The sequence below is a fragment of the Streptomyces sp. NPDC051921 genome, assembly GCF_040680975.1.
In the GTDB taxonomy this organism is placed as follows: domain Bacteria; phylum Actinomycetota; class Actinomycetes; order Streptomycetales; family Streptomycetaceae; genus Streptomyces.
The window spans coordinates 88,078-113,586 of the sequence record NZ_JBFAXU010000011.1 but is presented as its reverse complement, the minus strand read 5'-3'; the positions used below and the strand labels follow the sequence as shown (position 1 = coordinate 113,586).

Here is a 25,509-nt window from a genome sequence, read left to right as displayed (position 1 = left end):
TGACCTCCAGCGACATGAGATGTCTTGGACTGCAAGGCCACGCTGTGGTCGCGGGTGGGAACCAGCGTGCCGTCCACGATGAGCACGGTGTCTTTGCCGAACCGCTTGCGGGGCTGGTGGGCAAGCATCGGGCCGAGGTGGTCGATGCTGCGGTCTCCGCCGCCGACTTCGAGACCCCGAACAGCAGAGCAAGCTGTCGCATCGTCAAGTTCGTGCGCCAGTACGTCGCGACCAGCAGTGCCCGGTCTTCCAGCGGAAGGCTCCACGGCCGGCCCTTGCGGACCGCGTCCGCACCCTCACGCCGCAGAACCGTCACCAGCTTCCCGAAGTTGCGCGGGCTCAGCCCGGTGAACGGGGCCATCCAGACACCTCACGGCGCCAAGCCGTCAAGCCGGGACAGCGGGCATGAGCTCACCGTTCGGTTTCGAGGGCCCTGCCGGTGGTCATCAGAGAGCGTCCTTCGTGTGGCCTCGGGCGAAGTCCCATGGGGCGGGTGCATTGGCAGCCGCGTACTCATCTGCGATGCCGAAGACGCTCCCGCATCCTGGACATTCCGCCTGGCCGAACAGGTGAGTCAGGCCCCAGGCGAGCCGTTGCTGGCCATCCCGTACGGCTGACTCGTGCAACATCCTCCCGGTGCCGGTCAGCTCGTGCGGGACGGCCGGCCTGAGCGGGACCTGGTGGACATCCCCCAGATTCCAGTCCCGGATCGAGGAGTAGCATCCGTAGTCGCCGACCGCAATCGTCACCGGTGCGTCGCAGTGAGGGCACGCGACAGTGACGAAGGAATCGGTGAAGTCGTCCAGGGCCTCGAACCACAAGGGCTGGCCGTCGAACGCGAGCATGGCCCGCAGCCGGCTCAGGTAGATCTTCCCGTCCAGGCCAGGCCGCAGCCGGGCGGCGGCCATGGCGCGAAGCTCGGCCAAGGTCGCAGCACAGCGGGCGACTTCTTCGTCGGCACCGTGAGGTTGAAGGAGGCCACCGGCTATGGCTCCGGCCAGATCGAGCGCCCAGTCCCCGGCGTCCTCGGTCCTCGCGATGTCCGCCAGCTGCGGCAGTGCGGCGATGCTCGCCGGGGTGATCGTCCCCTGGTGGCACAAGCGCCCGCAAAGCCCGTTGATGGCCTCCTGGTCACGACCGATGGCTCGGTCCAGCAGCCCGGGGATCGCGTGTGCCGGGCCGTAGGCGTCGTGAAGTGTGGACCAGTCGATCATCCGGTGATTCAAGCACGCTGCAGAGCGATCTCCGGGGGCGGTGAGCCGTGAGCGGGATCACCTACGCCGCCGCGCTGGCCGGTGTCGTCGACCAAGGCAACGTCGTGTGTCCTCTCGGCCCAGTCGATGCCGCAGTAGATCAACTCTTTCCTCCCCAGAGATGCGGTGTTTGCGCTGGTTGCGAGCGCATGCGGGCCACGCAGCGACCTAATTCCAGGACCCGACCACCCGGTCGGTCCGCCACCTCACTAGCCGTTCGTGGCGCCAGCGCACCCCACGGGCCCCGGTCTCCTTGAGAGCTCTGACGGCTCTGGAGTATCAGGAGGTCACCGTGCGGCGGGCTCGCACCACCAACACCAACGAGTGATCAAGCGGCCAGTGCTGACGGTGGCGGCCTCGAAGACACCGAGCGCCGCCGCTCTGGATAAAGGGATCGAGTGCCCAGACGGCTCCAGGCGTACGTTCGGTGCCCGCGAAGCTGCCACCACCTGCACTGTGGAAGGCCGGGATGAGCGAAGGGCATCGGTCCCCGGCGCTCGAACGGACTGGTGGCCAGCCCCGTCCCACGGCCATTGATCAAGGAATCAGGACGGCTCCGACGCCGTGATCACACCAGCCACACCAAGATCATCTCACCCGTGACCAGCAGTTACGGGACAGCCCTTAGTTGATCAAGGGTCTGGTGGATCGTTACAGCCAGTCCTTCCGCTTGAAGACCACGTACAGACTCGTGCACACCGCCGCCATCAGCACCACCGCGAACGGATACCCGCCCGCCCAGTGCAACTCCGGCATGTTGTCGAAGTTCATGCCGTAGATCGTTCCCACCAACGTCGGTGCGAACAGAATCGCCGCCCACGACGAGATCTTCTTGATCTCCTCGTTCTGCTCGAAGCCCGCCTCCGCCAGCGCCCGCATCTCCGCGTTCTGCTGTTGGGTGACCAGGGTCGCGTTGACCGTCAGGATCTCGGTCAGGGCCTGGCGGAAGCCGTCGACGCGCTCGCTGGTGTGGGTGACGTGGTCGGCCACGTCGCGGAGATAGCGCTGCAGTTCCTCGTCCGTGCCGTACTTGGCGAAGCCGGCCATCAGGCCGTGGAGCATGCCGACCAGGGGGCGGGTGGCGCGCTGGAACTCGACCATTTCGCGGGAGAGTTCGTAGATGCGGCGGGACACGGCGGGGTCGCCGCCGAACACCTCGGTCTCGATCTCGTCGATGTCGTTCTGGACGCCCGCCACGACGGGGGCGTAGCCGTCGACCACCGCGTCCAGGATCGCGTAGAGCACCGCCTCCGGGCCGAGGGCGAGGAGGTCCGGGTCCTCCTCCATGCGGCGGCGTACGGCCGAGAGGTCCGGTGCCGCGCCGTGGCGGACCGTGATGACGAAGTCCGGGCCCACGAAGACGTGCAACTCCGCGAAGTCCACCTCCTCCTGCGCGTCCAGGTAGCGGGCGGCGCGCAGCACGACGAAGAGGGTGTCCCCGTAGCGTTCGAGCTTGGGGCGCTGGTGGGCCTCCATGGCGTCCTCGACGGCCAGTTCGTGGAGGTCGAACTCGGCTGCCAGGGAGTGCAGTTCCGCCTCGGTGGGGCGCTGCAGGCCGATCCAGGCCATGCCGTCCGGGTGTCGGCGGAGCTGACGGAAGGTCTCGGCCAGGGTGTCGGGCGAGGAGACCCGGCGGCCCTCGCGGTACAGGGTCGCCTGGACCACGCTCGGCCGGTCCGTCTCGTGCCCGGCGGGAGAGGCCGTGGCCGGTGGCTCCGGGGCGCGGCGCCGGGCGGCGCGCGGGTGGCGGTCGGACATCGGACGGTCTCCTCGGCGTCTTGCGCAGGCGCTCCGCTGTGGCGCCTTTTCGTGCGGACTCCTTCGGGCTGCTTGCGCTATGCAGGATATAGGTGATGAATCGGGCCTGCGGGTCCCGGGTGGCGGCCCCTGCGCCCGGGCGCCCGGTGGGCCCCTGGTGGCCCGTGCGCCACGGGCGGCCCCGTGCGCCACGGGTGGCCCGTGGGTCCGGCGGCCGACAGCCGGCTCGGGCCCTGGGGGCCCGCCGCCCTCCGGCGGTCAGGCGGCGAGCCCCGCCCGGCTCGCGGGCTCCCGCGCCTCGCCGTGCCCGTCCGCCCGTCCTTCCCGCTCCCTCAGCGAGAACTCCTTGTTGAGGACTCGTTCTGTCCGCAATCCTCGCTAGCTTTTCCCCATGGCCCTCCAGACCCCGCCGCCGCTCCTCTCCCTCCGCGCCCTCAACCGCGCCACCCTCGACCGACAGCTCCTCCTCGGCCGTGCCGCGCTCTCCGCCGAGCAGGCGGTTCGGCACCTCGTCGGGCTCCAGGCACAGAACACCAAGCCGCCGTACTTTGCGCTCGCCGCCCGGCTCGACGGATTCCGCCCCGGCGATCTCTCCGGCCTCATGGAGTCCCGCCGGGTCGGGCGGATCGTCTCCCTGCGGTCCACCGTGCACACCCACACCGCCGCCGACGCGCGCCCGCTGCGTCTGCTCGTCCAGTCCGGGGCCGTCGACCGGGAGCTCAAGATGTTCCGCAAGGGCCTCGGTGGAGTCGACCTCGAGCGGCTTGCCGCACTGACCGTCGCGTACGTCGAGGAGCGGCCCCGTACCCCCAAGGAGATGCGCGAGCACCTGCTCCAGGAGTGGCCCCGGGCCGACTCGCAGGCGCTGGGCATCGCCGCGCGCTGCCTCGTGCCGATGGTGCAGGTCACCCCCCGCGGACTCTGGGAGAGGAGCGGGCAGGTCGCGCTCACCACCGCACGGCAGTGGTTCGAGGAGGAGGGCGCCCCGGCCGAGGAGGACGGCGCCCCGGCCGGGGAGGACGGCGCCGATCTCGACTCGACCGTGCTGCGGTACCTCCGCGCCTTCGGGCCCGCCTCCGTCCAGGACATGCAGACCTGGTGCGGGCTCACCAGGCTCCGGCCCGCCTTCGAGCGGCTGCGGCCCGACCTGCTCGTCTTCCGCGACGAGCGCGGCACCGAGCTCTTCGACCTGCCCGACGCGCCACGGCCCGACGAGGACACCCCCGCGCCGCCCCGCTTCCTGCCGGAGTTCGACAACCTGCTGCTCTCCCACGCCGACCGCAGCCGCGTCGTGCCCACCGAGCACCGGGCCCGCACCTGGACCGGCAACCAGGCGCACCGGGTCTTCCTGCTCGACGGCTTCCTCGCCGGGATCTGGCACCTGGACGAAGGACGGGAGCGGACGGTCATGACCGTCGAGGCCTTCGGGCGTCCCACCCGAGCCCAGCGCGCCGCCCTCACCGCCGAGGCCGAGCGGACGCTGCGGATCCTGACGCCCCAGGACGTCCCGCACGAGATCGTCCACCGTCAGTGACCGGAGGGCGTGACCGGGGGGCGGCACCCGGGCGTGTGACCGTGCGCCCGCCCGGGCCGATCACGGCAGAGCACCCGCCCTGCGCGCCGCCACCACCGCCTCCAGGCGCGTGTGCGCGCCCAGCTTCCGCATCGCCGAGCGCAGATAGCCCTTCACCGTCTCCGGGCGCAGCCCCAGCCGCTGCGCCGCCGCCGCGTTCGTCGCGCCCGACGCCACCGCCGCCAGCACGTCCGTCTCGCGGGGGGTGAGGAGGACGGCGGGAGGTCGGCCCTCCGGTGCCGAGGTCGCCTCGAAGCGGCCGCACACCGCGAGCAGCCGCTCGCGCAGCTCCGGGTCCGTCACCTTCGGGGCGAGCTCGCGCAGCTCCCCGTACGCCTGCCGCATCTCCTCGCGCTCGGCCGCGAGCCGGCGCACCTCGTCCCGTACCGCGAGCGCCTGCTCCACGTCCCGGGCCGCCGCGACCGCAGCGTCGAAGACCCGCTCGCCGATCGGCAACGCGTCGCGCAGCGCCCCGTACAGGACTCCGCGTACCCGGCGGCGTACGACGACGGGCACCGCGATCACCGAGCGCAGCCCCTCCGCCGAGACCGGGGCGTCGTACTCGTGCGTGATGTGCCGTGCCGACGGGTAGTCCGTGACCGCGCACGGCCGGGACAGGGCGAGGCACTTCCCGCCCAGGCCGGAGCCCGTCGAGATCGCCAGGCCGCGCAGCGCGGGCGTCACCGCCCCGTCCAGTTCCGCGATCCGCAGGGCGCGGCCGTCCTGGAGCAGCCCCCCGAACACCACCTGCAGCCCGGTGGTGCGGCGCAGCCGCAGCAGAGCGGCGCGCAGTTCCACCGACTCGTCGTGCTCGGGAACCATGCGCCCCTCCTCCGTCCCGCCCCGCGTACGTCCGTCGTCCGCGCGGTCTCCCCCCGAACGGGGGTAGTGAGACCTGGGTCACTGATTACACGATGTGCGGGACGGGTCCCGCAACGAGGAGGGCACATGACGGCAACGAGCGCGGCGGAGCCGACGGAGGCGACGGAGGGGTTCCGGGCCGCCCGCGACTTCCTGCTCCGGCACCGGGAGGACTACGACACGGCCTACGCGGGCTTCGCCTGGCCCCGCCCCGAAAGGTTCAACTGGGCGCTCGAATGGTTCGACGTCATCTCCGCCGGCAACGAGCGCACCGCGCTGCACATCGTCGAGGAGGACGGCGCCGAGACGCGGCTGACCTTCGCCGAGATGTCCGGCCGCTCCAACCAGGTGGCCAACTGGCTGCGCGCGCAGGGCGTCCGGGCGGGCGACCGGATGATCGTGATGCTCGGCAACCAGGTCGAGCTCTGGGAGACCATGCTCGCCGCGATGAAGCTGCGCGCCGTCGTCATCCCCGCCACCCCGCTGCTCGGCCCCGCGGACCTGCGCGACCGGGTGGACCGCGGCCGGGCCCGCCACGTGCTCGTGCGGGCGGAGGACACCGCCAAGTTCGCCGACGTACCCGGCGACTACACCCGGATCGCGGTCGGCGGCGACGGGGGCGACTGGCTCGGCTACGAGCACGCGTACGCGGAGTCCCCGGACTTCACGCCCGACGGCGTCACCCTCGCCGACGACACCCTGATGCTCTACTTCACCTCCGGCACCACCGCCCGCCCCAAGCTCGTCGAGCACACCCACATCTCGTACCCCGTCGGGCACCTGGCGACGATGTACTGGATCGGTCTCCAGCCCGGCGACGTGCACCTCAACATCTCGTCGCCGGGTTGGGCCAAGCACGCCTGGTCCAACCTCTTCGCGCCCTGGAACGCCGAGGCGACCGTCTTCATCCACAACTACACGCGCTTCGACCCGCCCCGTCTGATGGCCGAGATGGACCAGCACGGCGTCAGCAGCTTCTGCGCCCCGCCGACCGTATGGCGCATGCTCATCCAGGCCGACCTCGGCCGGCTGTCCACCCCGCCGCGCGAGGTCGTCGCCGCCGGCGAACCGCTCAACCCCGAGGTCATCGAGTCCGTCCGGCGCGCCTGGGGCGTCACCATCCGGGACGGCTTCGGGCAGACCGAGACCGCGGTACAGGTCTCCAACAGCCCCGGTCAGCGGCTCAAGGAAGGCTCGATGGGGCGGCCCAGCCCCGGCTTCCGGGTCACCCTGGTCGACCCGGTCACCGGCACGCCCGACGTCGAGGAGGGCGAGATCTGCCTCGATCTCTCCGCCCACCCGGTGGGCCTGATGACCGGCTACCACGGCGATCCGGAGCGTACGGCCGAGGCCATGGCCGGCGGCTTCTACCGCACCGGCGACATCGGCGCGCGCGACGAGGACGGCTACATCACGTACATCGGGCGCGCCGACGACGTGTTCAAGGCGAGCGACTACAAGATCTCGCCCTTCGAGCTGGAGAGCGCGCTCCTGGAGCACGAGGCGGTCGCCGAGGCCGCCGTCGTCCCCGCGCCCGACCCGCTGCGGCTCGCCGTCCCCAAGGCGTACGTCGTCCTCGCGGCGGGCTGGGAGCCGGACGCCGACACCGCGAAGGCGCTCTTCGCCCACTCGCGCGAGGTGCTCGCGCCGTACAAGCGGATCCGCCGGATCGAGTTCGCCGACCTGCCGAAGACGGTCTCGGGCAAGATCCGGCGCGTGGAGCTGCGCAAGCTCACGGCCGAGGGTGAGACCGGCACCGAGTACACCGAGGGGGACCTCGCATGACCGACCGGACCACGGCGACGCCCGCGAGCACCGCGACGACGGCGGACGCGAGCACCGCGACGACGGCGGACGCGAGCACCACGACGTCCGCGCGGCGGACGTCGTCGTACGCCCACGGGGTGTCGGACACGGCCCTCCTCGGTGACACCATCGGCGCCAACCTCGACCGGGCCGTCGCCGCGTGGCCGGAGCGCGAGGCGCTGGTCGACGTGCCCACCGGGCGCCGCTGGACGTACGCCCAGTTCGGCGCGGACGTGGACCGGTTGGCGGACGCGCTGCTCGGCAGCGGGGTGGTCAAGGGCGACCGGGTCGGCATCTGGGCGGTCAACTGCGCCGAGTGGGTGCTCGTGCAGTACGCCACGGCCCGTATCGGCGCGGTCATGGTGAACATCAACCCGGCCTACCGCGCCCATGAGTTGGAGTACGTCCTCAACCAGGCGGGCATCTCCCTGCTGTTCGCCACCCTGACGCACAAGACCAGTGACTACCGGGCGATGGTCGAGCAAGTGCGCAGTTCCTGCCCGCAGTTGCGGGAAACGGTCTACTTCGGCGAGCCGAGCTGGGACGAGCTCTTCGCGCGCCGTGCGCCGGAGGGCGTGGTGCCGGAGGGGCTGTCCTGCGACGAGCCGGTCAACATCCAGTACACGTCGGGGACGACGGGATTCCCGAAGGGGGCCACCCTCTCCCACCACAACATCCTCAACAACGGTTACTTCGTGGGCGAGATGATCGCCTACAGCGAGCAGGACCGGATCTGCATCCCGGTGCCCTTCTACCACTGCTTCGGCATGGTCATGGGCAATCTCGCCGCCACCTCGCACGGCGCCTGCATGGTGATCCCGGCGCCGTCGTTCGACCCGGCGGCCACGCTGCGGGCCGTGCAGGAGGAGCGCTGCACCTCGCTGTACGGCGTGCCGACGATGTTCATCGCCGAGCTGAACCTCCCCGACTTCGCCTCGTACGACCTCGCCACGCTCCGCACCGGCATCATGGCCGGCTCGCCGTGCCCGGTGGAGGTGATGAAGCGGGTGGTCGCCGAGATGAACATGGCCGAGGTGTCGATCTGTTACGGCATGACGGAGACCTCGCCCGTCTCCACGCAGACCCGGCGCGACGACGACCTGGAACGGCGCACCGGCACCGTCGGCCGCGTCATGCCGCACGTCGAGGTCAAGATCGTCGACCCGGCGACCGGCCTGACGGTCGACCGCGGCACGGCCGGCGAGCTGTGCACCCGCGGGTACAGCGTCATGCTCGGCTACTGGGACGAGCCCGAGAAGACCGCCGAGGCGATCGACGCGGGCCGCTGGATGCACACCGGAGACCTCGCGGTGATGCGCGAGGACGGCTACGTGCAGATCGTCGGCCGGATCAAGGACATGATCATCCGGGGCGGCGAGAACGTCTATCCGCGCGAGATCGAGGAGTTCCTCTACGGCCACGCCAAGATCGCCGACGTCCAGGTCGTCGGGGTCCCTGACGAGCGCTACGGCGAGGAGATCCTGGCCTGCGTCATCCCGCGCGACCCGGCCGACCCCCCGACCCTGGAGGACATCACGGCCTTCTGCCGTGACCGCCTGGCCCACTACAAGATCCCCCGACGGGTGGAGGTCCTGACGGAGTTCCCGATGACGGTCAGCGGGAAGGTGCGGAAGGTGGAGCTGCGGGAGCGGTTCGGCCCGGAGGGGGAGGCCGCGGTGCACCCCACGCCGTGGGCCGGGCGCGGGTCCGGGCGCGGGACGTGCGGACGGTGAGCGATGGGCCCCGGGGCGCGGCGGGGCGCGGTCGATCGCGGTGGATCGCGGCGCGTGGCGGTCGGACCGCGCCGGTGCCGCGGCGGACCGCGGTCGTCGGTCGTAGGGCTGTCCGGCCGGGGCTGCCCGCCCTGCGGCTGCCGGACCACCGCCGGCCCCCGGCGCCGCGGTCGTCCGTCCTGCGGCTCCCCGGTCGAGGTCGTCCCCGCGGGCGGCGCGGCCCGACCCGCCTTGCGGGCGGGGGCGTCACACGGGGGCCGGCACCTCGCGGCGCATGCAGACGCGGGGCCAGGCGGCCAGTCCGTGGGCGGCCTCGGCCTGGCTGATCGCCCGCAGGCCCTCGGTGAGCGCGGGGTCGCCCTCGTCGAGGCGGCGGAAGCCGAGCCGGGCGTAGTACGGGGCGTTCCACGGGACCTGGTCGAAGGTCGTCAGGGTCAGTGCCGCGAGGCCCTGCTCCCGGGCGGCGGCGGCCAGGTGCTCGATCAGCGCCCGCCCGACGCCCCGGCGGGCGGCGTCCGGGTGCACGGAGACCTGCTCGATGTGCGCGGCCCCGTCGACCGTGTCGGTGAGCAGGTACGCGACGGGCCGGTCGCCCTCGTCGACCGCCACCCAGGCCCGCCCCGCGCAGCGGTAGCTCTCCAGGACGTCCAGCGGCAGGGGTTCGTCGTCGGCGATCTCCCCCATGCCGAGGGGGCGGAAGGCCTCGCCCGCGGCGCGTTCGATGTCCTGGAGCAGGGGGAGTTCGGCCGCTGCGGCCACTCGGATGCGCATACGCCAGTATGGCGCGACGAGCGCGGCGGCGGGGCCGGAGGGTCGGCGGCGACCGGCCCGCGCGGGGCCGGCCGCGGGGCCCGCCGCCGGGCGGGCGGCGAATGGTGCGGTCAGTCGGGTGTGCCGCTCGTGCAGGCCGGACCGTTGTCCGGGTTCCAGCCGCGGCCCGTGGCGTAGCCGTCCTCGCGGTTGCCGCGGCCGAGGAGGCCGCCGTCGCGGGAGAAGTGCGGCAGGAAGAGCGCGAGCGCCGGGTCGCCGTACAGGGCCACGTACAGCAGCACGTCACGGCCGTCGGTCACCTCGCGGCGGTGGGCCGGCAGGGGGTGCCGGGCCCGCAGGCCCGCGAGGAGACGCCGGGCCGCGCGGGTCGTCGGCGGCACGCACAGCAACGCCGCCGCGGCCAGCACGGGTACCGCGCCCAGGGCGAGCGCGGCGCCCGAGAGGCCGGTGGTCAGCAGGCCCGCGCCGACCGTCCCCGGGACCAGCGCGAGGAGCAACCTGGCCGCCCTCAGCCTCCCCGGCGGACGGAGCAGTCCCGTTCTGCCCAGTTCCGCGCGCAGCGCGTCCAGCGCCTGGCGGGCCTTCGGTCGGGTGGCCAAGACCCTGAGCGCCAGGGCCCGTTGGAGCGAGCGGTGCACACCCAGCTGCAGTGGATCGCGGGTGCGCCCCGCGCCGCCGTTGGCGCGAATCGTCCCCCTGCGCCCCGCCGCCACCGCCCCGCGCTGGTGCAGCGCGACCAACGCCACCGTGACCGCCGCCCGCGGCCCTCCGCGCAACAGCGCGAGCGCCTGCGGGGGCAGCTCCGGCCGCTCCTGGCTGCGGGTACGCAACAACAGCCCCGCCAGCGTGAGTTGGCCGACCGCCGCCCCCAGGAACCACCACATCCCCATCCCCATGGTGTTCACCCCCCGAGGGTGTTGTGCCCGGGGGAGGGGCGATCGTCACGTGCGAATGGCCGAAATACTTACGGAGCTCCGGTGGTGAGCAGCTCACCCGCCGGCGCGTTGACGGGCTGCGGCGTGCCCGTGAGGTCCAGCACGAACAGGGGGATGCCGAGGCCCTCGGCCCGCTCGTGGGCCTCGGGGGTGTAGCCCGCGAGGGAGAAGTAGACGCTCACGGCCGAACTGCTCAGGCCGTTCAGCCACAGGCACTCCACCGCGCGCAGCCCCGTCGGCCGTGTGCTCGGATCCACCTGGGCGACCAGCCCCGGCCCCCGGAGGTCCACGGCGGACGCCGACCGCTCCTCGGGCTGTACGACGTCCCGGAACCCCAGCCACCGCAGATATCCGGCGGACGCCGCCACCGCGTCCCGCGCCGTGCGGATCGTGACCGGCCGGAAGGCCGAGCGTGCGGCCCCCGGGCCGGGAGCCGGGCGGGAGCGCGCGGGGGCGGGCCCGGCGGGTGGCGGCGGGGGCGAGGGGTGGCGGTGGGCGAAGGAGGCGGGGTGCGCGTCCGGCGCGACGGACTCCAGCCCGGGGCCGGATCCGGCCCCGGCTCCGGGTCCATGGCCGACCCCGGCTCCGGGTCCAGGGCCGGCCCCGCGGTCGGTTCCCGGGCCGGACCCGCGGTCGGTTCCCGGGCCGGACCCGCGGCCCGGGCCGTCGGTGCCGAGGCCGATGCCGTCGGTGGCGGAGGGCCCGCCCTCCGAGTGCGCGGGCGCCGTGCCCGTGGCGTCGCCCCGGGCCGTGCCTGCCGCAGGTCCGTCGCCGGTGCCCCGGCGGTACGTGCCTGTCGACCCCTGCCCGTCGTCGGTGCCCCGGTGGTCCGTGGCCGCCGCCCCGCCCCCGTGGCCGCCGCCCCGCTCCGCGTCCGCCGCCCCGGCCACGTCGCCGCCTCCGCCCCAGGCGGGGGCGCCCGTGCCCGGCTCGATGTCCCGGGGCTCCCAAGTGGTCCCCAGGTCCGGCCCGGGGGGCGACCCCAGGGTCTCCGCGGGCCGGCCCGGGCCCTTCGGTGTCCGTACCGGCACCCGCAGCACCGCCCCGCACGGGCAGCCGACCTCCGGATGGGGCCAGTCCGAGGCGCGGGTGCAGGCGGGGCAGCGGACGGTGACCCACTCGTCGGACCAGTTGCGGTGCGTGATGGGCGCGGCGACTGCGCCCGCGATCACCGGGGGCGCGACCGGGGAGCCGCAGGAACAGGGGAAGGCGGGCGCCGCGTAACGAAGCGTGCGGAGGCACTCCGGGCAGCGCACCTGTACCGACTCACCCACACCGAACCCCCTCTGCGTCGTGCGTCCCCATCGTCCCCCAATCCGGCCGTTCGAGGGACCGACTTCGGCCATCACGTGGCGGGCGCCTCCCGGCGCTCCCGTCCGGGCTCTCTTGACGCCCCTCGACCCCCCGACCTACATTGCTTCCGTATAGCAGAACAGTACTTCCGCATTATGGAAACACGCCGACAAGGCCCCGAAGCAGGAGCACTCCCATGCCTCGTATGACCGCCGCCGCAGCGGCCGTTGAGATCCTCAAGCGCGAAGGCGTCACCAACGCGTTCGGTGTGCCCGGTGCGGCGATCAACCCCTTCTACCGCGAGCTCAAGAACGTCGGCGGGATCGGCCACACGCTGGCCCGCCACGTCGAGGGCGCCTCCCACATGGCCGAGGGCTACACCCGGGCCAAGGCCGGAAACATCGGCGTCTGCATCGGCACCTCGGGCCCTGCCGGCACCGACATGATCACCGGCCTGTACTCCGCGATCGCCGACTCGATCCCGATCCTCTGCATCACGGGCCAGGCCCCGGTCTCGAAGCTCCACAAGGAGGACTTCCAGGCCGTCGACATCGCCACGATCGCCAAGCCGGTCACCAAGGCCGCGACGACCGTCCTGGAGGCCGCGCAGGTCCCGGGCGTCTTCCAGCAGGCCTTCCACCTGATGCGCTCCGGCCGTCCCGGCCCGGTCCTCATCGACCTGCCGATCGACGTCCAGCTGACCGAGATCGAGTTCGACCCGGAGACGTACGAGCCGCTGCCGGTCTACAAGCCGTCCGCGACCCGCGCCCAGGCCGAGAAGGCCCTGAGCTTCCTCCTGGAGGCCGAGCGCCCGCTGATCGTCGCCGGTGGCGGCATCATCAACGCCGACGCCTCCGACCTGCTGGTCGAGTTCGCCGAGCTGACCGGCATCCCGGTCATCTCCACCCTGATGGGCTGGGGCACCATCCCGGACGACCACGAGCTGGCCGCCGGCATGGTCGGCGTCCAGACCGCGCACCGCTACGGCAACGCGACCTTCCTGGAGTCCGACACCGTCATCGGCATCGGCAACCGCTGGGCCAACCGCCACACGGGCTACAACCTGGAGGCGTACACCAAGGGCCGCAAGTTCGTCCACGTCGACATCGAGCCCACCCAGCTCGGCAAGATCTTCGCCCCGGACTACGGTGTCGCCTCCGACGCCAAGGTCGCCCTGGAGCTCTTCATCGAGATCGCCAAGGAGTGGAAGGCCGAGGGCAAGCTCCCCGACTTCACCGCCTGGGCCGCCTCGGCGCAGGAGCGCAAGGCCACCCTGCAGCGCCGCACGCACTTCGAGAACATCCCGATGAAGCCGCAGCGCGTGTACGAGGAGATGAACAAGGCCTTCGGCCCGGAGACGCGCTACGTCACCACCATCGGCCTCTCGCAGATCGCCGCCGCGCAGTTCCTGCACGTCTACAAGCCGCGCCACTGGGTCAACTGCGGCCAGGCCGGCCCGCTCGGCTGGACCATCCCGGCCGCCATCGGTGCCGCCACCGCGCAGCCGGACGTCCCGGTCGTCGCCCTGTCCGGCGACTACGACTTCCAGTTCATGATCGAGGAGCTGGCGGTCGCCGCCCAGCACAAGGTCCCCTACGTCCACGTCCTCGTGAACAACGCCTACCTGGGCCTGATCCGTCAGGCGCAGGGCGGTCTCGGCATCAACTTCGAGGTCAACCTCGAGTTCGAGAACATCAACACGCCGGAGATCGGCGTCTACGGCGTCGACCACGTCAAGGTCGCCGAGGGCCTGGGCGTCAAGGCCATCCGCGTCACCGACCCGGAGAAGCTGGGCGAGGCCTTCGAGCAGGCCAAGAAGCTGGCCGCCGAGCACCAGGTTCCGGTCGTCGTCGAGGCGATCCTGGAGCGCATCACCAACATCGCGATGAGCAAGACGGTCGACATGAGCGACGTCACCGAGTTCGAGGACCTGGCCACCGAGCCGGGCCACGCGCCCACCGCGATCAAGGCCCTGCAGGTCTGATCCACCCCGTCAGGACCTCCTGACACGCGACGCCCCCCACCCCGACGAGCACCGGGGCGGGGGCCGTCCGCCTGAGCGGCGTGCCGTCAGTCCTGCGCCCGGACCAGCACCGCGCCCGCCTCCGTCCAGTCGTACAGCACCGACCGGCCCGCCCGCCTGCGCCGGACCAGCCCGGCGTCGAGCAGCACCTTCAGGTGCCGTCCCACCGAGCCGAGGCCCTGGCCGGTCAGCGCCACCAACTGACTGGTGGACTTGGGCGAGTCGAGGCGTACGAGGACCCCGGCGCGGGCCGTGCCGAGGAGGGCGCCGAGCGCCTCGGGGACCATCGGGCCCGTGACGTCCGTGAGGGTCCCGGCGCACGGGTAGACGATCGCGTACCGCGCCGAACCCTCCCACGTCACCCAGCCCTTGTCCGGTGTCACCGGGACGAACAGCAGCCCGCCCCCGTCCACCGAACGCGGCGGATACTCACGGGTGTTGATCTGCAGCCGCCCGTCGCCCAGCCAGCGCATCCGGCCCGGGCGCAGTTCGTCGAGCGCCGCCGTCCAGCCGTCGCGGGCCAGGCGGGCGGTGCGCGCCACCACATCGGCCTCCATGACCCGGCGCCGCCGCGGCCAGTCGGGCAGCACCGTCTCCCGCCACACCCACTCCAGGACGCCGGCCATCCGCCGCGGCAGATCGCGCCGCGTGCGCAGCGGCTCCGGTGCGGCACCGCCCACCGCCACCTCCAACTGCGGGACCGCGTCGCCCGGTTCGGCGTCGCGGACGGCCGCGACCTCCTCCTCGAAGGACGGCTCGCCCTCGCCCAGCGGTGTCGGCGTCAGGAAGTCCGCGTTCCAGGTGGCCCCGATGGCCGCCCGCACGAGCAGCGCGTCGAGCGGTTCGGCGGTCAGCCGTTCACGGTACGCGGGCAGGTGCGCTGCCAGCCAGGCCCGTTCGCCCGCGTGGGCGCCCGCCCCCGCGTGCAGGGTCTTGAGCGCCGCGATCGTCTCGGCCAGCGGCGAGACGACGAACCTGCTCCCGGCCAGGGAGTCCGTACCGATCCGCCACCATCCCACGGCGCCCCGCCCCCGTCCTTCCGCCGCTGTCCTTTCGCCCTGCCGCGAAACAATAACGGCGCCGCACGGCCCTCCCCGAGACTCCGCGCATGCCCCGCTACCGCGATCTCTTCCGTACCCCCGAGTTCACCCCGCTCTTCCTCATCGGCGCCGCCCAGGTGGCCGCCCAGACCGTCTCCGGCCTCGGTCTCGCCACCCTCGTCTTCCGGGCCACGCACTCCCCGCTGCTCGCCGCGCTGGCGATGTTCGGCCCGGCGCTCGCCCAGCTCGTCGGCGCGACGACCCTGCTCTCGGCGGCCGACCGGCTGCCGCCCCGCGCCGCGCTCGCCGCCGTCGCCCTCGTCTTCGCGGCCGGCACCGCGGCCCAGGCCGTGCCCGGCCTCCCGGTCGGCGCCGTCTTCGCGATCCTCTTCCTCCAGGGCCTGGTCGGCTCGGTGGGCGGGGGAGTGCGCTACGGGCTCCTCACCGAGATCCTGCCGCGCGAGCGCCATCTGATCGGCCGCTCGGTGTTCAACATGGCGGGCGGCGTCTGCCAGATCGTCGGCTTCGCCGCCGGCGGCGTACTGCTCGCCGTGCTCGCGCCGCGTGGCACCCTGCTGACCGGCGCCGCGCTCTACCTGGCCGCGGCCCTGCTCGCCCGCGCGGGACTGTCCCGGCGCGCCCCGCGCACCGCCGGCAGGGCCTCGCCCGCCGAGACCTGGCGGACCAACGCCCGCTTGTGGTCCTCCCGCCCGCGACGGCTCGTCTACCTCGCGCTGTGGGTGCCCAACGGCCTGGTCGTCGGCTGTGAGTCGCTCTTCGTCCCCTACGCCCCCGAGCGGGCCGGACTCCTCTTCGCGTGCGCCGCGGTCGGGATGCTGGCCGGGGACATCGCGGTCGGACGCTTCCTCCCGGCCCGATGGCGAGGCCGGCTCGCCGCCCCCCTGCAGGCGCTGCTCGCGGCCCCGTACCTGATCTTCGTCCTGGACCCCGGACCGCTCCTCGCGCTGGTCGCGATCACGGTGTCCGCCGTCGGCTACAGCGCGAGCCTGCTCCACCAGGAGCGGCTGACGGCCCTGGTCCCGGACGAGCTGGGCGGCCACGCGCTCGGTCTGCACGCCTCGGGCATGCTCGCCCTCCAGGGCCTGAGCGCGGCCCTCGCCGGCGGCCTCGCCCAACTGACCTCGCCGCAGACGGCGATGACCCTGCTCGCGGTGTGCTCGTTGACGGTGACCGTCTGCCTCTTCGGGCTGCCGGTGCGCCCGAGAACCGGGCGGCGGGACACCCGAGCGGCCGACCCCGCTTGCCCGGCCGTCCCTGGCGGCCGACGCTGAGGCGAGGACCGTCACCTATCGGCGAAGGGCAGGGCGTGCTCATGGCGAAGAGGTCGCAGACTGCACCGGGAGACCGCCCGGAACCCGCTGCGGAACGGGCCGCGACCCGGGCGATCCCCGTGACCCCGGACACCCCGGTGACCCCGGAAACCCCCGTGCCCCCGGAAACCCCCGTGCCCCCGGACACCCCCCTGCCCCCGGACCGGCCCATGTCCCCGGGGACCCCCGCGTCCCTGGACCCGCCCGTGTCCCCGGGGACCCCCGTCTCCCCGGACACCCGCTCGGAACCGTCTTCCGAGCCCGCGAAGTCCCCGCCGCCGGCTCAGGCGGCTTGGCAGACCCCTGGCCACACGGTCGTCGAGACCGCGCTCGAAGTGACCGGGTACTCCCAGGCCACCCGCTGACCGCGCCCTGACATGCTGCTCCAGGTGCTCGGCACCGCGGCCGGCGGCGGTGTGCCCCAGTGGAACTGCGCCTGCCGCGGCTGCGCCGGTGCGCGCGCCCACCCCGAGCGCCGCCGGCGGCACGCCTCGCTCGCCGTCGAGGCGGCCCCCGGCCGCTGGTACGTGATCAACGCGACCCCCGACATCGCGGACCAGGTCGAACGGTGCCCCGCGCTGCGCCCGCAGCCCGGCGCCCACCCACGGCAGACGCCGCTCGCCGGAGTGGTCCTCACCGATGCCGAACTCGACCACACCCTCGGTCTGGCCCGGCTTCGCGAGGCCCGGCGGTTCGAGGTGATCGCCACCGATCCCGTACGGGACGCGGTACGGAACCGACAGGGACTCGGTGAACTGCTCGCCCCCTACGTGGACGTGACGTGGCGTCGGCTGCCCCTCCCGGGCAGCCCGGACGAGCCGCTCGTGCCGGGTTCCGCCGTCCACATCGGCGCCGTACCCGTCTCCGGCAAACGACCCCGCTACGCCGCGGCGGCTCCGGAGCGGGCGTCCGGCGGGGATCCCTGGGTGGTGGCGCTGCGGCTCACCGACCGCGTCACCGGGCGGAGCCTCGTGTACGCGCCCGCGCTCGGTGCCTGGCCGGACGCGTTGCAGGACGCCGTCGCCGAGGCCGACTGCGTGTGCGTCGACGGCACCTTCTGGCACGACGACGAGCCGCTCTCGGCGGGCTGCTCGGACCTCACCGCCACGGCCATGGGCCATCTGCCGATCACCGGGCCGAACGGTACGGCCCAGCGGCTCGCCGCCCTGCCGGGCCGCCGCCTCTACACCCATCTCAACAACACCAATCCCCTGGTCGACCCCGATGCGCCGCAGCACAAGGAGCTGATGCGGCTGGGCATCGAAGTGGCCGCCGACGGAACGGAGATCGTGCTGTGACCCCTGTGGAGACCGGAGTCGCCGCGGCGGAGCCGTGGAGCAGGGCCGAGTTCGAGGAACGGCTCCGCGACGTCGTCAGGCAGCGCTACCACGACCGCCACCCGTTCAACGTGCGGATGCACGAAGGTGCGTTGAGCCCCGAAGAGGTGCGGCGCTGGATCACCAACCGCTTCCACTACCAGCGGCACATCCCCGTCAAGGACGCGCTGATCACGGCCAAGCTCGACACCTCCGAGCTGCGCCGCACGTGGGCCCGCCGACTGGAGGACCAGGACGGGCGTGCGCCGGGCGAGGGCGGTATCGAGCGCTGGCTCCGGCTCGGCGAGGCCGCCGGCCTGGACCGGTCCGGTCTCCTCGCCGGCCGGCAGGTCCTGCCCGGGGTGCGCTTCGCGGTCGACGCGTACGTCAACTTCTGTCGTCACCGCCCCGTCCTCGACGCCGTCGCTGCCTCGCTCACCGAACTGTCCGCGCCGGACCTCATGAGGGTCCGCACGGAGGCCTTCGAGCGGCACTACCCCTGGGTCCGGAGCGGCGGGCTCGCCTACTTCCGGGACCGCGTCCACCAGGGCCGGCGGGACAGCGACGAGGCGCTGTCGCTGGTCCTGGACTCGGCTCGGGACCGGGCCGGGCAGGAACGGGCGGTCGCCGCAGTCGCCTTCAAGTGCGAGGTCCTCTGGTCCCTGCTCGACGCCGTCGACCAGGCGTCCCCGGAGCAGGTCCGATGAGCTGGTGCCCCGTGCTCGCCCCGGCCGTCGTGCTCCGACCCGACCGGGTGCGCGGCACCGATCTGCTCGTCATGCCCGAGCGCGTGGCCGTGCTGCGCGGCGCGGCCGCCGGCATCCTCGGCCTGTGCGACGGCCGGCGCACGGTACCCGGGATCCTCGCCGAGCTGACGGCGCGCTTCCCCGAGGCCCCGGTGGCCGAGGAGGTCCCGGAGTTCCTGGACCTGCTGCGCGCCGAGGGTTGGCTGCGGTGACGACGGCGGGCGGGGGCGTGCCACGGCCCTGGGCGCTGCTCGCCGAGCTGACCCACCTGTGCCCGCTGCGCTGCCCGTACTGCTCCAACCCCCTGGAGCTGACCAGGCGTTCGCGCGAGCTGGACACGGCCCAGTGGCGGGACGTCCTGCGGCAGGCCGGGGAGCTGGGCGTCGTGCAGACCCACCTGTCCGGTGGTGAACCGCTGCTGCGCACGGATCTGGCGGAGATCGTCGAGGCCGCGGAGTCGGCGGGCGTCCACACCCAGCTCGTCACCAGCGGCGTCGGTCTGGACGAGGAGCGGCTGGCCGGTCTGGCGGCGGCCGGGCTGCGCAGCGTCCAGTTGTCGGTGCAGCACGCCGACGCGCAGGCCTCCGACCGGATCGCCGGCAGCCGGTCGTACGAGGCGAAGGAGCGGGCCGCCGCGCTGGTCCGGGAGGCGGGCCTGCCGCTCGGTCTCAACGTGGTGCTGCACCGGGACAACCTCGACGCCGTCGATGCCCTGGTGGAGCGGGGCCTCGACTGGGGCGCGGACCGGATCGAGCTGGCCGGCGCGCAGTACTACGGCTGGGCCCTGCGCAACCGTGCCGCGCTCCTGCCGGGCGCCGCCCAACTGGCCCGGGCGGAGCGTCGGGTGCGGTGGTGGCGGGAGAGGCTGGCCGGGCGCGTCGAGCTGGTGTGGGTGGCGTCCGATCACTTCGGGGGAGTGCCGAAGCCCTGCATGGGCGGCTGGGGCGAGGTCTCGCTCACCGTCACCCCCGACGGCACCGTCCTGCCCTGCCCGGCGGCGGCCGTACTGCCCGGCCTCGACGCCCCGAGCGTGCTGACCCGGCCGCTCGCCTGGATCTGGGAGCACTCGCCGGCCTTCGGCAGGTTCCGCGGCACCGACTGGATGCGGGAGCCGTGCCGCGCCTGTCCGCGTCGCGAGGAGGACTTCGGCGGCTGCCGCTGCCAGGCGTACGCGCTCACCGGTGACGCGGCCCGCGCCGATCCGGCCTGCCGGCTGTCGCCGGACCACGGTCTCGTGCGCGCGGCGGTGGCGGGTGCCGAGGCGGCGGACGCCGAGGGGAGTCGGCCCGGCTACGTCTACCGCGCGGCGCCCTCGGGGAAAAGGACCAGGGCCTGACCCCTGTGCAAGGTCAGGCCCTGGTCCTCGAGCGCGCTGTGCGGGACCGTAAACCGCACTGCGCGACGTGGTGACCGCCCGACGGTGCGAGGCTGGCGCGACAGGACGTTCGCGCCGCCGGGCGGAGTCTGTGCCCCCTTCCGTGCGAGAAGGGGGGCGTTGGGACCGCGGTGGTGCCGACGGACGCTCCGGCCGGTCCCCTTCCTTCAGGTCAAGAAGGGGGGCCGGAGGTCCTTACCACCGCACTGGCTCGGCGCCACCGCGGTCCTCACGCTGTCCGGATCACCGACCACCCCTCATCCGGGCCGGTGTTCCGGACTGCGTACGGTCACTGACCTCCCGTCAGATGCCGTACGCAGTCGGGGTGTCGGAGGATCAGTCCTCGCGCAGGGCGCGGACGGCCTCCTCGACGCGCCGGCCGTACTCGGCGTCGGCGGCGGCGAAGTGGGCGATGTTCTTCTCGATGAGGTCCTCGCGCGAGACCTGGGAGAGGCCGCCGGCGATGTTGGCGATCAGGCGGGCCTTCTCGTCCTCGGACATCAGGCGGTAGAGCTCACCGGCCTGGAAGAAGTCGTCGTCCTTGGCGTGCTCCGGGGCCGCGTGGGTGCCGGTCCAGCCGTGGATGGCGAGCGGCGCGGAGAGCGGGGTGTCGGTCTGGCGCGGGCCGGAGTACGAGTTGGGCTCGTAGTTCTTGTCGTGACGCGAACCGTTGCGGGTGGCCATGAAGCCGTCGCGGCCGTAGTTGTCGGCCGTGGTCGCCTTCGGGGCGTTCACCGGCAGCTGGGTGTGGTTGACGCCGAGGCGGTAGCGGTGGGCGTCCGCGTAGGCGAAGAGGCGGCCCTGGAGCATCTTGTCCGGCGAGGGGCCGATGCCCGGGACGAAGTTGTTCGGGGAGAACGCGGCCTGCTCGACCTCGGCGAAGACGTTGTCCGGGTTGCGGTCGAGGACCAGACGGCCCACGCGCTGCAGCGGGTAGTCGCTGTGCGGCCACACCTTGGTGAGGTCGAACGGGTTGAAGCGGTAGTCCGCGGCCTCGGCGGCCGGCATGACCTGCACGTAGAGCGTCCAGGACGGGTTCACGCCGCGCTCGATGGACTGCAGCAGGTCGGTCTGGTGCGAGTTGGCGTCCTTGCCGACGAGCTCGGCGGCCTGCTCGGCGGAGAGGGAGCGGATGCCCTGGTTCGTCTTGAAGTGGTACTTGACGAAGAAGGCCTCGCCCGCCTCGTTGGTCCACTGGTAGGTGTGCGAGCCGTAGCCGTTCATGTGCCGGTACGAGGCCGGGATGCCGCGGTCGCCCATGAGCCAGGTCACCTGGTGCGTCGCCTCGGGGGCGTGCGCCCAGAAGTCCCAGACGTTGTCCGGCTCCTGCTTGCCCGTGAACGGGTCACGCTTCTGGGAGTGGATGAAGTCGGGGAACTTGATCGGGTCCTTGATGAAGAACACCGGGGTGTTGTTGCCGACGAGGTCGTAGTTGCCCTCCTCGGTGTAGAACTTCAGCGCGAAGCCGCGCGGGTCGCGGACCGCGTCCGCGCCACCGAGCGAGTCGGCCACGGTGGAGAAGCGCAGGAAGGTCTCGGTCTTCTTGCCGACCTCGGAGAGGAAGGCGGCCTTCGTCCAGGCCGTGACGTCGTCGGTCACCTCGAAGTAGCCGTAGGCGCCGGAACCGCGGGCGTGCACCACGCGCTCCGGGATGCGCTCACGGTTGAAGCGCGCGAGCTTCTCCAGCAGGTGCTGGTCCTGCAGGAGGATGGGGCCACCGACGCCGGCGGTGGCGGAGTTCTGGTTGTCGGCGACCGGGGCGCCGGACTCGGTCGTAAGCACGCGCTTCGACATGGTGGACCTTCCTGAGCTGCACTGCTGAGTTTGGGAGTGTTCAGGAGCGTAGGTACGCCCCTCGAACAACGTCAACAGTTTGTTGAAAAAGAAGTGTGGTGTTCCGGACGGCGGCGACGCCTGGGCGCGACAGGACAGGTTGTCAGCGCCGCCGCCGTCCGGAAATCAGGGCCCCGTCGGGACGGGGGAGGGATCAGACCTGCTGGCCGGAGAGGCGCTCGACGGCGCGCAGCAGGGCCGAGTGGTCCAGGCCGCCGTCGCCCTGCGCACGCAGGGAGGCGACGAGCTGGGCGACCACGGCGCCGACCGGGAGGGCCGCGCCGACGTTGCGGGCGGCGTCGGTGACGATGCCCATGTCCTTGTGGTGCAGGTCGATCCGGAAGCCGGGCTTGAAGTCCCGGTTCAGGAAGTTGTCCTTCTTGCGGGTCAGGACCGTGGAGCCGGCCAGACCGCCGTTGAGGACGTCCAGGGCGGCCTGCAGGTTCACGCCGGACTTCTCGAGGAAGACGACGGCCTCGGCGCACGCCTGGATGTTGACCGCGACGATGAGCTGGTTGGCGGCCTTCACCGTCTGGCCGGAGCCGTGCGGACCGCACAGGACGATGACCTTGCCGAGGGCCTCGAGGATCGGGAGGGCCTCGTCGAAGTCGGCCTGCTCGCCACCCACCATGATCGACAGGACGGCCTCGATGGCGCCGGCCTCGCCGCCGGAGACGGGGGCGTCGATGACGCGGATGCCCTTCTCCTTGGCGTTCTTCGCCAGGTCGACCGAGGTCTGCGGGGTGATCGACGACATGTCGATGATCAGGGCGCCCGACTTGGCGTTCTCCAGGATGCCCTCGGGGCCGTAGGAGATGGCCTCGACCTGCGGGGAGGCGGGCACCATCGTGATGACCACGTCGGCGTCCTTGACGGCCTCGGCGATCGAGCCGGCCGCGGTGCCGCCGGCGGCGGCCAGGCGGTCCAGCTTGTCCTGCTCGAGGGTGAAGCCGGTGACGGAGTAGCCGGCCTTGATCAGGTTCTCGGACATGGGGGAGCCCATGATGCCGAGACCGATCCACGCGATCTTCGGGAGGGTGGGCTGGGAGGAGCCAGCGAGGTTGCTCATTGGGGAGGGTCCTTCTCTGAAGCTTCGTACGAAAAGGGCGGGGGGTCGCCTGGCGGAACGCCCGGACCTACTTGGCGGCGCGGGCCTCGGCGGGCAACCATGCGAAGGACGCGGCGGCGTCGGCGGCCTTGTACTCCAGGCCCACCCAGCCGTCGTAGCCGGCCTTCCTCAGCTCGTCGAGCAGCTGCTCGAGGGGGAGCTCGCCGGTGCCCGGGGCGCCACGGCCCGGCATGTCGGCGATCTGGACGTGGCCGGTCTTGTCGGCGTACTGCGCGATGACCTGGCTGACGTCCTCGCCGTTCATGGCCAGGTGGTAGATGTCGAGCAGGAACTTGGCGTTCCCGAGGCCCGTGGCCGCGTTGACCTTGCCGACGATCTCGATCGCGGAGGGGGCGCTCACCAGCGGGTAGAGCGGCGACTCCGGCTTGTTGAGGGTCTCGATCAGCAGGATCGCACCGACCCGGTCGGCCGCGCGGGCGGCCAGGACCAGGTTCTCCAGGGCGAGTTCGTCCTGGACGGCCGGGTCCACACCCTCGACGCGGTTGCCGTAGAGCGCGTTGAGCGCCTTGCAGCCGACCGAGGCGGCGAAGTCCGCCGCGACGTCGATGTTGGCGCGGAAGCGGTCCGACTCCTCGCCGGGCACGGAGACCGCGCCGCGGTCCGGGCCGGGGAGCTGGCCGGCGTAGAAGTTCAGGCCCACCAGCTGGGTGCCGGCGTCCTCAAGAGCCTGCTTGAGGGCGTCGAGCTCGCTCTGGTCGGGGGTGGCGGTGTCGATCCAGGGCCACCACAGCTCGACCGCGGTGAAGCCCGCCGCGGCGGCGGCCGCGGGGCGCTCCAGGAGCGGGAGTTCCGTGAAGAGGATCGACAGGTTCACATCGAAGCGCTGGTCCGTGTATCCCATGAGGGGCGGCGCTCCTTCCGTATTGCGGAAGTAAGTTTCTGTCTGACGGAATGTTGCAAGCAGAGGCTCCGCCTTGTCAAGAGGACCTCGCAGGTCCGGGGCTCCCGCGGGGCGCGAACGGCCCGTAGCGTGGGGGCATGGTGCGTTTGAGAGTGGAGTTCACGACCGAGCCGTTCGACCTCGACGAGGCGCCGGCGCACGCGGTCGTGGCTCGTGAGGTCATCCAGTCGGCCCAGCTGGACGCGGTCGACGTGGGGCCCTTCGGCAATACGGCGGAAGGCGGCGCCGACGCGGTGCTGACCGCGGTGGACGCGCTGCTGCGCAGGTCCCTGGCGGCCGGGGCAACCCGGGTGTCGCTGCAGGTCAATGTGATCGACGAGGCGATCGGTGACACGGTCGGCAAGGCGATCGGTGAGGGGGAGAAGTGACCGAGCACCCCTTGGTCGCGGCGGTGAAGCCGCTGGTCGACGCCATGGGCGCCGAGCTGCTGGTCCCCGAGCAGGCCGGGGCCGACGACGTGGTCCTGGCCTGGGAGGGTGAGGACGTGCTCGCCGTGCGGCTGCCGCAGCTGTCCGAATCGCTGGATCACATTCTGGCCGCGATGGAACGGCGGCACGGGATGCCGCTCTCGGAGCTCGACCGCAAGAGCAAGCAGGAGGTCGTACGGATCCTGGAGGCACGCGGTGCCTTCTCGGTGCGCCACGGGGTGGAGACGGTGGCCGGCGCGCTGGGGGTCAGCCGCTTCACCGTGTACAACTACCTGAACAGGGAGACCGCCCTGAACAGGGAAAAGGCCCCCAAGAACGCGTAGTTGATCATGCCTGACCACAAGCCGTCGTCCAGATGTCGGGACGACGGCTTTTGTATGGCCGAGTTTTCAACAAAGTGTTGACGTGGTGTTGCGGAGGGCGTTAGCTATCCGCAGCCCGTCCGACGCACAGCGAAAAACAGCCACGGAGGCTTCCCGTGACTTCAGGTACGACACCGGGTCTGACCCGGTTCAACACCTCGGCGGAGGGCGACGCCGTCGCCGCGCTCCACGAGGTGTGCTCCAGCTCGGCGTGGGGGAGCAAGCTGCTCGCCCAGCGCCCGTTTGCCACCGCCGACGCCCTCTTCCTCGCCAGTGACGCCGCCATGGCCGAGCTGACCGCCGAGGACCTGGCCGACGCGATGGCGGGCCACCCGCCGATCGGTCGTCCGAAGGCAGGGGACCCGACGTCCTCCCGCGAGCAGAGCGGGATGGCCGGCGCCTCCGCGGAGCTCAAGGCCGAGATGCTCGAACTCAACCTGGCCTACCAGGACAAGTTCGGTCATGTCTTCCTCATCTGCGCCACCGGCAAGACCGGCGAGCAGATGCGCGACGCGATCCGCGCGCGGATCGAGAACTCGCCCGAGCAGGAGCGGGAGATCGTCCGCACCGAACTGGGCAAGATCAACCGCATCCGTCTGACCCGTCTCGTCGAGACCGAGGAAGAGAACTGATGAGCACCGACACCACCGCCTCGGTGTCCACCCACATCCTGGACACCAGCATCGGCCGTCCGGCCGAGGGCGTGGCCATCACGCTCGCGGCCCGCGCCGGCTCCGCCGCGGAGTGGGTCGCCCTGGGCGGCTCCGCCACCGACGCGGACGGGCGATGCAAGGACCTCCCGGCCCTGCCGGAGGGCACGACCCACGTACGTCTCGACTTCCAGACCGAGGCGTATTTCCTGAGCAAGCAGAACAAGCAAGCCGAGGCGCAGCAGGACGCCCCCGCGAATCGGGACAGTGGTACGACCGGAGCGTTCTTCCCGGAGGTGGCGATCACGTTCGCCGTCGTGCCGGGCGAGCACTACCACGTGCCGCTGCTGCTCAACCCGTTCGGCTACTCCGTTTACCGAGGGAGCTAGCAG

22 protein-coding genes and 2 pseudogenes are annotated in these 25,509 nt (G+C 72.3%); 13 read left to right on the top strand and 11 right to left on the bottom strand.

What is annotated here, in order from left to right:
- Positions 1-23 precede the first annotated feature (23 nt).
- The 3 genes and pseudogenes from AB0M16_RS16870 to AB0M16_RS16860 form a co-directional block, all read right to left on the bottom strand.
- Positions 24-361 (bottom strand): annotated as a pseudogene (locus AB0M16_RS16870) (transposase family protein); the annotation flags it as partial.
- Positions 362-446: 85 nt separating this feature from the next.
- Entirely contained in the window at positions 447-1,214 is a 768-nt protein-coding gene (locus tag AB0M16_RS16865; protein WP_365343437.1) for a hypothetical protein, read from the bottom strand.
- Between the two features lie 690 nt (positions 1,215-1,904).
- Entirely contained in the window at positions 1,905-3,011 is a 1,107-nt protein-coding gene (locus tag AB0M16_RS16860) for a magnesium and cobalt transport protein CorA (protein WP_365343435.1), read from the bottom strand.
- A 391-nt stretch (positions 3,012-3,402) separates the two neighbouring features.
- On the opposite strand from AB0M16_RS16860, the gene AB0M16_RS16855 reads away from it, so the two are divergent.
- The gene (locus AB0M16_RS16855; RefSeq protein ID WP_365343433.1) at positions 3,403-4,545 is read left to right on the top strand and encodes a winged helix DNA-binding domain-containing protein; all 1,143 of its coding nucleotides are present in this window, start codon (positions 3,403-3,405) and stop codon (positions 4,543-4,545) included.
- A gap of 60 nt (positions 4,546-4,605) precedes the next feature.
- Here AB0M16_RS16855 and AB0M16_RS16850 read toward each other — a convergent pair whose 3' ends face one another.
- Positions 4,606-5,406 (bottom strand): LuxR C-terminal-related transcriptional regulator, encoded by an 801-nt coding sequence (locus tag AB0M16_RS16850; protein WP_365343431.1) that lies wholly within the window; start codon positions 5,404-5,406, stop codon positions 4,606-4,608.
- A 126-nt stretch (positions 5,407-5,532) separates the two neighbouring features.
- Between AB0M16_RS16850 and AB0M16_RS16845 the strand changes: the two genes are divergently transcribed.
- Positions 5,533-7,230 carry an AMP-binding protein gene (locus AB0M16_RS16845; protein ID WP_365343429.1) on the top strand — a complete coding sequence of 566 codons (1,698 nt, stop codon included), beginning with the start codon at positions 5,533-5,535 and terminating at the stop codon, positions 7,228-7,230.
- The gene (locus tag AB0M16_RS16840) at positions 7,227-8,984 is read left to right on the top strand and encodes an AMP-binding protein (RefSeq protein WP_365343427.1); all 1,758 of its coding nucleotides are present in this window, start codon (positions 7,227-7,229) and stop codon (positions 8,982-8,984) included. Before AB0M16_RS16845 ends, AB0M16_RS16840 begins: the two co-directional genes overlap by 4 nt.
- Before the next feature lie 246 nt (positions 8,985-9,230).
- Here AB0M16_RS16840 and AB0M16_RS16835 read toward each other — a convergent pair whose 3' ends face one another.
- From AB0M16_RS16835 to AB0M16_RS16825, 3 genes and pseudogenes are all read right to left on the bottom strand, one after another.
- A complete protein-coding gene (locus AB0M16_RS16835; protein ID WP_365343425.1) occupies positions 9,231-9,755 on the bottom strand; it encodes a GNAT family N-acetyltransferase in 525 nt (174 codons plus the stop codon).
- A 110-nt stretch (positions 9,756-9,865) separates the two neighbouring features.
- A complete protein-coding gene (locus AB0M16_RS16830; protein WP_365343634.1) occupies positions 9,866-10,651 on the bottom strand; it encodes a TIGR04222 domain-containing membrane protein in 786 nt (261 codons plus the stop codon).
- Between the two features lie 1,058 nt (positions 10,652-11,709).
- Positions 11,710-11,964, bottom strand: a pseudogene (locus tag AB0M16_RS16825) (hypothetical protein); the annotation flags it as partial.
- Between the two features lie 215 nt (positions 11,965-12,179).
- Between AB0M16_RS16825 and gcl the strand changes: the two are divergent.
- On the top strand, positions 12,180-13,967 hold the full coding sequence (gcl, locus tag AB0M16_RS16820) for a glyoxylate carboligase (protein WP_365343423.1): 1,788 nt from the start codon (positions 12,180-12,182) through the stop codon (positions 13,965-13,967).
- A gap of 86 nt (positions 13,968-14,053) precedes the next feature.
- Here gcl and AB0M16_RS16815 read toward each other — a convergent pair whose 3' ends face one another.
- Positions 14,054-15,025 (bottom strand): ArsR family transcriptional regulator, encoded by a 972-nt coding sequence (locus tag AB0M16_RS16815; protein WP_365343421.1) that lies wholly within the window; start codon positions 15,023-15,025, stop codon positions 14,054-14,056.
- An 89-nt stretch (positions 15,026-15,114) separates the two neighbouring features.
- Here AB0M16_RS16815 and AB0M16_RS16810 point away from each other — a divergent pair, with 89 nt between their 5' ends.
- The 5 genes from AB0M16_RS16810 (at position 15,115) to pqqE (ending at position 19,775) form a co-directional block, all read left to right on the top strand.
- Entirely contained in the window at positions 15,115-16,338 is a 1,224-nt protein-coding gene (locus AB0M16_RS16810) for an MFS transporter (protein ID WP_365343419.1), read from the top strand.
- Between the two features lie 416 nt (positions 16,339-16,754).
- A complete protein-coding gene (gene pqqB / locus AB0M16_RS16805; RefSeq protein WP_365343417.1) occupies positions 16,755-17,675 on the top strand; it encodes a pyrroloquinoline quinone biosynthesis protein PqqB in 921 nt (306 codons plus the stop codon).
- The gene (pqqC, locus tag AB0M16_RS16800) at positions 17,672-18,400 is read left to right on the top strand and encodes a pyrroloquinoline-quinone synthase PqqC (protein WP_365343415.1); all 729 of its coding nucleotides are present in this window, start codon (positions 17,672-17,674) and stop codon (positions 18,398-18,400) included. The genes pqqB and pqqC overlap by 4 nt, the downstream gene beginning before the upstream one ends.
- Positions 18,397-18,651: a pyrroloquinoline quinone biosynthesis peptide chaperone PqqD gene (gene pqqD / locus AB0M16_RS16795; RefSeq protein WP_365343413.1), complete on the top strand. Its 255-nt coding sequence runs from the start codon at positions 18,397-18,399 to the stop codon at positions 18,649-18,651. The genes pqqC and pqqD overlap by 4 nt, the downstream gene beginning before the upstream one ends.
- Entirely contained in the window at positions 18,648-19,775 is a 1,128-nt protein-coding gene (pqqE, locus tag AB0M16_RS16790) for a pyrroloquinoline quinone biosynthesis protein PqqE (protein WP_365343411.1), read from the top strand. The genes pqqD and pqqE overlap by 4 nt, the downstream gene beginning before the upstream one ends.
- 375 nt (positions 19,776-20,150) lie before the next feature.
- Here the strand turns inward: pqqE and AB0M16_RS16785 are convergent, their stop codons facing one another.
- The 3 genes from AB0M16_RS16785 to AB0M16_RS16775 all read right to left on the bottom strand — a co-directional run bounded on the left by AB0M16_RS16785 (position 20,151) and on the right by AB0M16_RS16775 (position 23,617).
- Entirely contained in the window at positions 20,151-21,608 is a 1,458-nt protein-coding gene (locus AB0M16_RS16785) for a catalase (RefSeq protein ID WP_365343409.1), read from the bottom strand.
- A 193-nt stretch (positions 21,609-21,801) separates the two neighbouring features.
- The gene (locus AB0M16_RS16780; protein ID WP_365343407.1) at positions 21,802-22,716 is read right to left on the bottom strand and encodes a 2-hydroxy-3-oxopropionate reductase; all 915 of its coding nucleotides are present in this window, start codon (positions 22,714-22,716) and stop codon (positions 21,802-21,804) included.
- 67 nt (positions 22,717-22,783) lie between these two features.
- Positions 22,784-23,617: a TIM barrel protein gene (locus AB0M16_RS16775; RefSeq protein WP_365343405.1), complete on the bottom strand. Its 834-nt coding sequence runs from the start codon at positions 23,615-23,617 to the stop codon at positions 22,784-22,786.
- 140 nt (positions 23,618-23,757) lie between these two features.
- On the opposite strand from AB0M16_RS16775, the gene AB0M16_RS16770 reads away from it, so the two are divergent.
- The 4 genes from AB0M16_RS16770 (at position 23,758) to uraH (ending at position 25,506) form a co-directional block, all read left to right on the top strand.
- Entirely contained in the window at positions 23,758-24,045 is a 288-nt protein-coding gene (locus AB0M16_RS16770) for a hypothetical protein (protein ID WP_365343632.1), read from the top strand.
- A gap of 44 nt (positions 24,046-24,089) precedes the next feature.
- On the top strand, positions 24,090-24,428 hold the full coding sequence (locus tag AB0M16_RS16765) for a helix-turn-helix domain-containing protein (RefSeq protein WP_365343630.1): 339 nt from the start codon (positions 24,090-24,092) through the stop codon (positions 24,426-24,428).
- Between the two features lie 155 nt (positions 24,429-24,583).
- Positions 24,584-25,099 carry a 2-oxo-4-hydroxy-4-carboxy-5-ureidoimidazoline decarboxylase gene (uraD, locus tag AB0M16_RS16760; RefSeq protein WP_365343403.1) on the top strand — a complete coding sequence of 172 codons (516 nt, stop codon included), beginning with the start codon at positions 24,584-24,586 and terminating at the stop codon, positions 25,097-25,099.
- Positions 25,099-25,506 carry a hydroxyisourate hydrolase gene (gene uraH / locus AB0M16_RS16755; protein ID WP_365343401.1) on the top strand — a complete coding sequence of 136 codons (408 nt, stop codon included), beginning with the start codon at positions 25,099-25,101 and terminating at the stop codon, positions 25,504-25,506. The genes uraD and uraH overlap by 1 nt, the downstream gene beginning before the upstream one ends.
- Positions 25,507-25,509: the final 3 nt, after the last annotated feature.

Bases quoted from the DNA above. Each gene is read 5' to 3' on its own strand.
- AB0M16_RS16835 (WP_365343425.1), bottom strand. From the start codon at position 9,755: ATGCGCATCCGAGTGGCCGCAGCGGCCGAACTCCCCCTGCTCCAGGAC.
- AB0M16_RS16780 (WP_365343407.1), bottom strand. From the start codon at position 22,716: ATGAGCAACCTCGCTGGCTCCTCCCAGCCCACCCTCCCGAAGATCGCG.
- gcl (WP_365343423.1), top strand. From the start codon at position 12,180: ATGCCTCGTATGACCGCCGCCGCAGCGGCCGTTGAGATCCTCAAGCGC.
- AB0M16_RS16830 (WP_365343634.1), bottom strand. From the start codon at position 10,651: ATGGGGATGGGGATGTGGTGGTTCCTGGGGGCGGCGGTCGGCCAACTC.
- AB0M16_RS16765 (WP_365343630.1), top strand. From the start codon at position 24,090: ATGGGCGCCGAGCTGCTGGTCCCCGAGCAGGCCGGGGCCGACGACGTG.
- pqqD (WP_365343413.1), top strand. From the start codon at position 18,397: ATGAGCTGGTGCCCCGTGCTCGCCCCGGCCGTCGTGCTCCGACCCGAC.
- AB0M16_RS16840 (WP_365343427.1), top strand. From the start codon at position 7,227: ATGACCGACCGGACCACGGCGACGCCCGCGAGCACCGCGACGACGGCG.
- AB0M16_RS16865 (WP_365343437.1), bottom strand. From the start codon at position 1,214: ATGATCGACTGGTCCACACTTCACGACGCCTACGGCCCGGCACACGCG.
- uraH (WP_365343401.1), top strand. From the start codon at position 25,099: ATGAGCACCGACACCACCGCCTCGGTGTCCACCCACATCCTGGACACC.
- AB0M16_RS16775 (WP_365343405.1), bottom strand. From the start codon at position 23,617: ATGGGATACACGGACCAGCGCTTCGATGTGAACCTGTCGATCCTCTTC.
- AB0M16_RS16850 (WP_365343431.1), bottom strand. From the start codon at position 5,406: ATGGTTCCCGAGCACGACGAGTCGGTGGAACTGCGCGCCGCTCTGCTG.
- AB0M16_RS16860 (WP_365343435.1), bottom strand. From the start codon at position 3,011: ATGTCCGACCGCCACCCGCGCGCCGCCCGGCGCCGCGCCCCGGAGCCA.
- AB0M16_RS16845 (WP_365343429.1), top strand. From the start codon at position 5,533: ATGACGGCAACGAGCGCGGCGGAGCCGACGGAGGCGACGGAGGGGTTC.
- AB0M16_RS16785 (WP_365343409.1), bottom strand. From the start codon at position 21,608: ATGTCGAAGCGCGTGCTTACGACCGAGTCCGGCGCCCCGGTCGCCGAC.
- AB0M16_RS16855 (WP_365343433.1), top strand. From the start codon at position 3,403: ATGGCCCTCCAGACCCCGCCGCCGCTCCTCTCCCTCCGCGCCCTCAAC.
- AB0M16_RS16810 (WP_365343419.1), top strand. From the start codon at position 15,115: ATGCCCCGCTACCGCGATCTCTTCCGTACCCCCGAGTTCACCCCGCTC.
- pqqB (WP_365343417.1), top strand. From the start codon at position 16,755: ATGCTGCTCCAGGTGCTCGGCACCGCGGCCGGCGGCGGTGTGCCCCAG.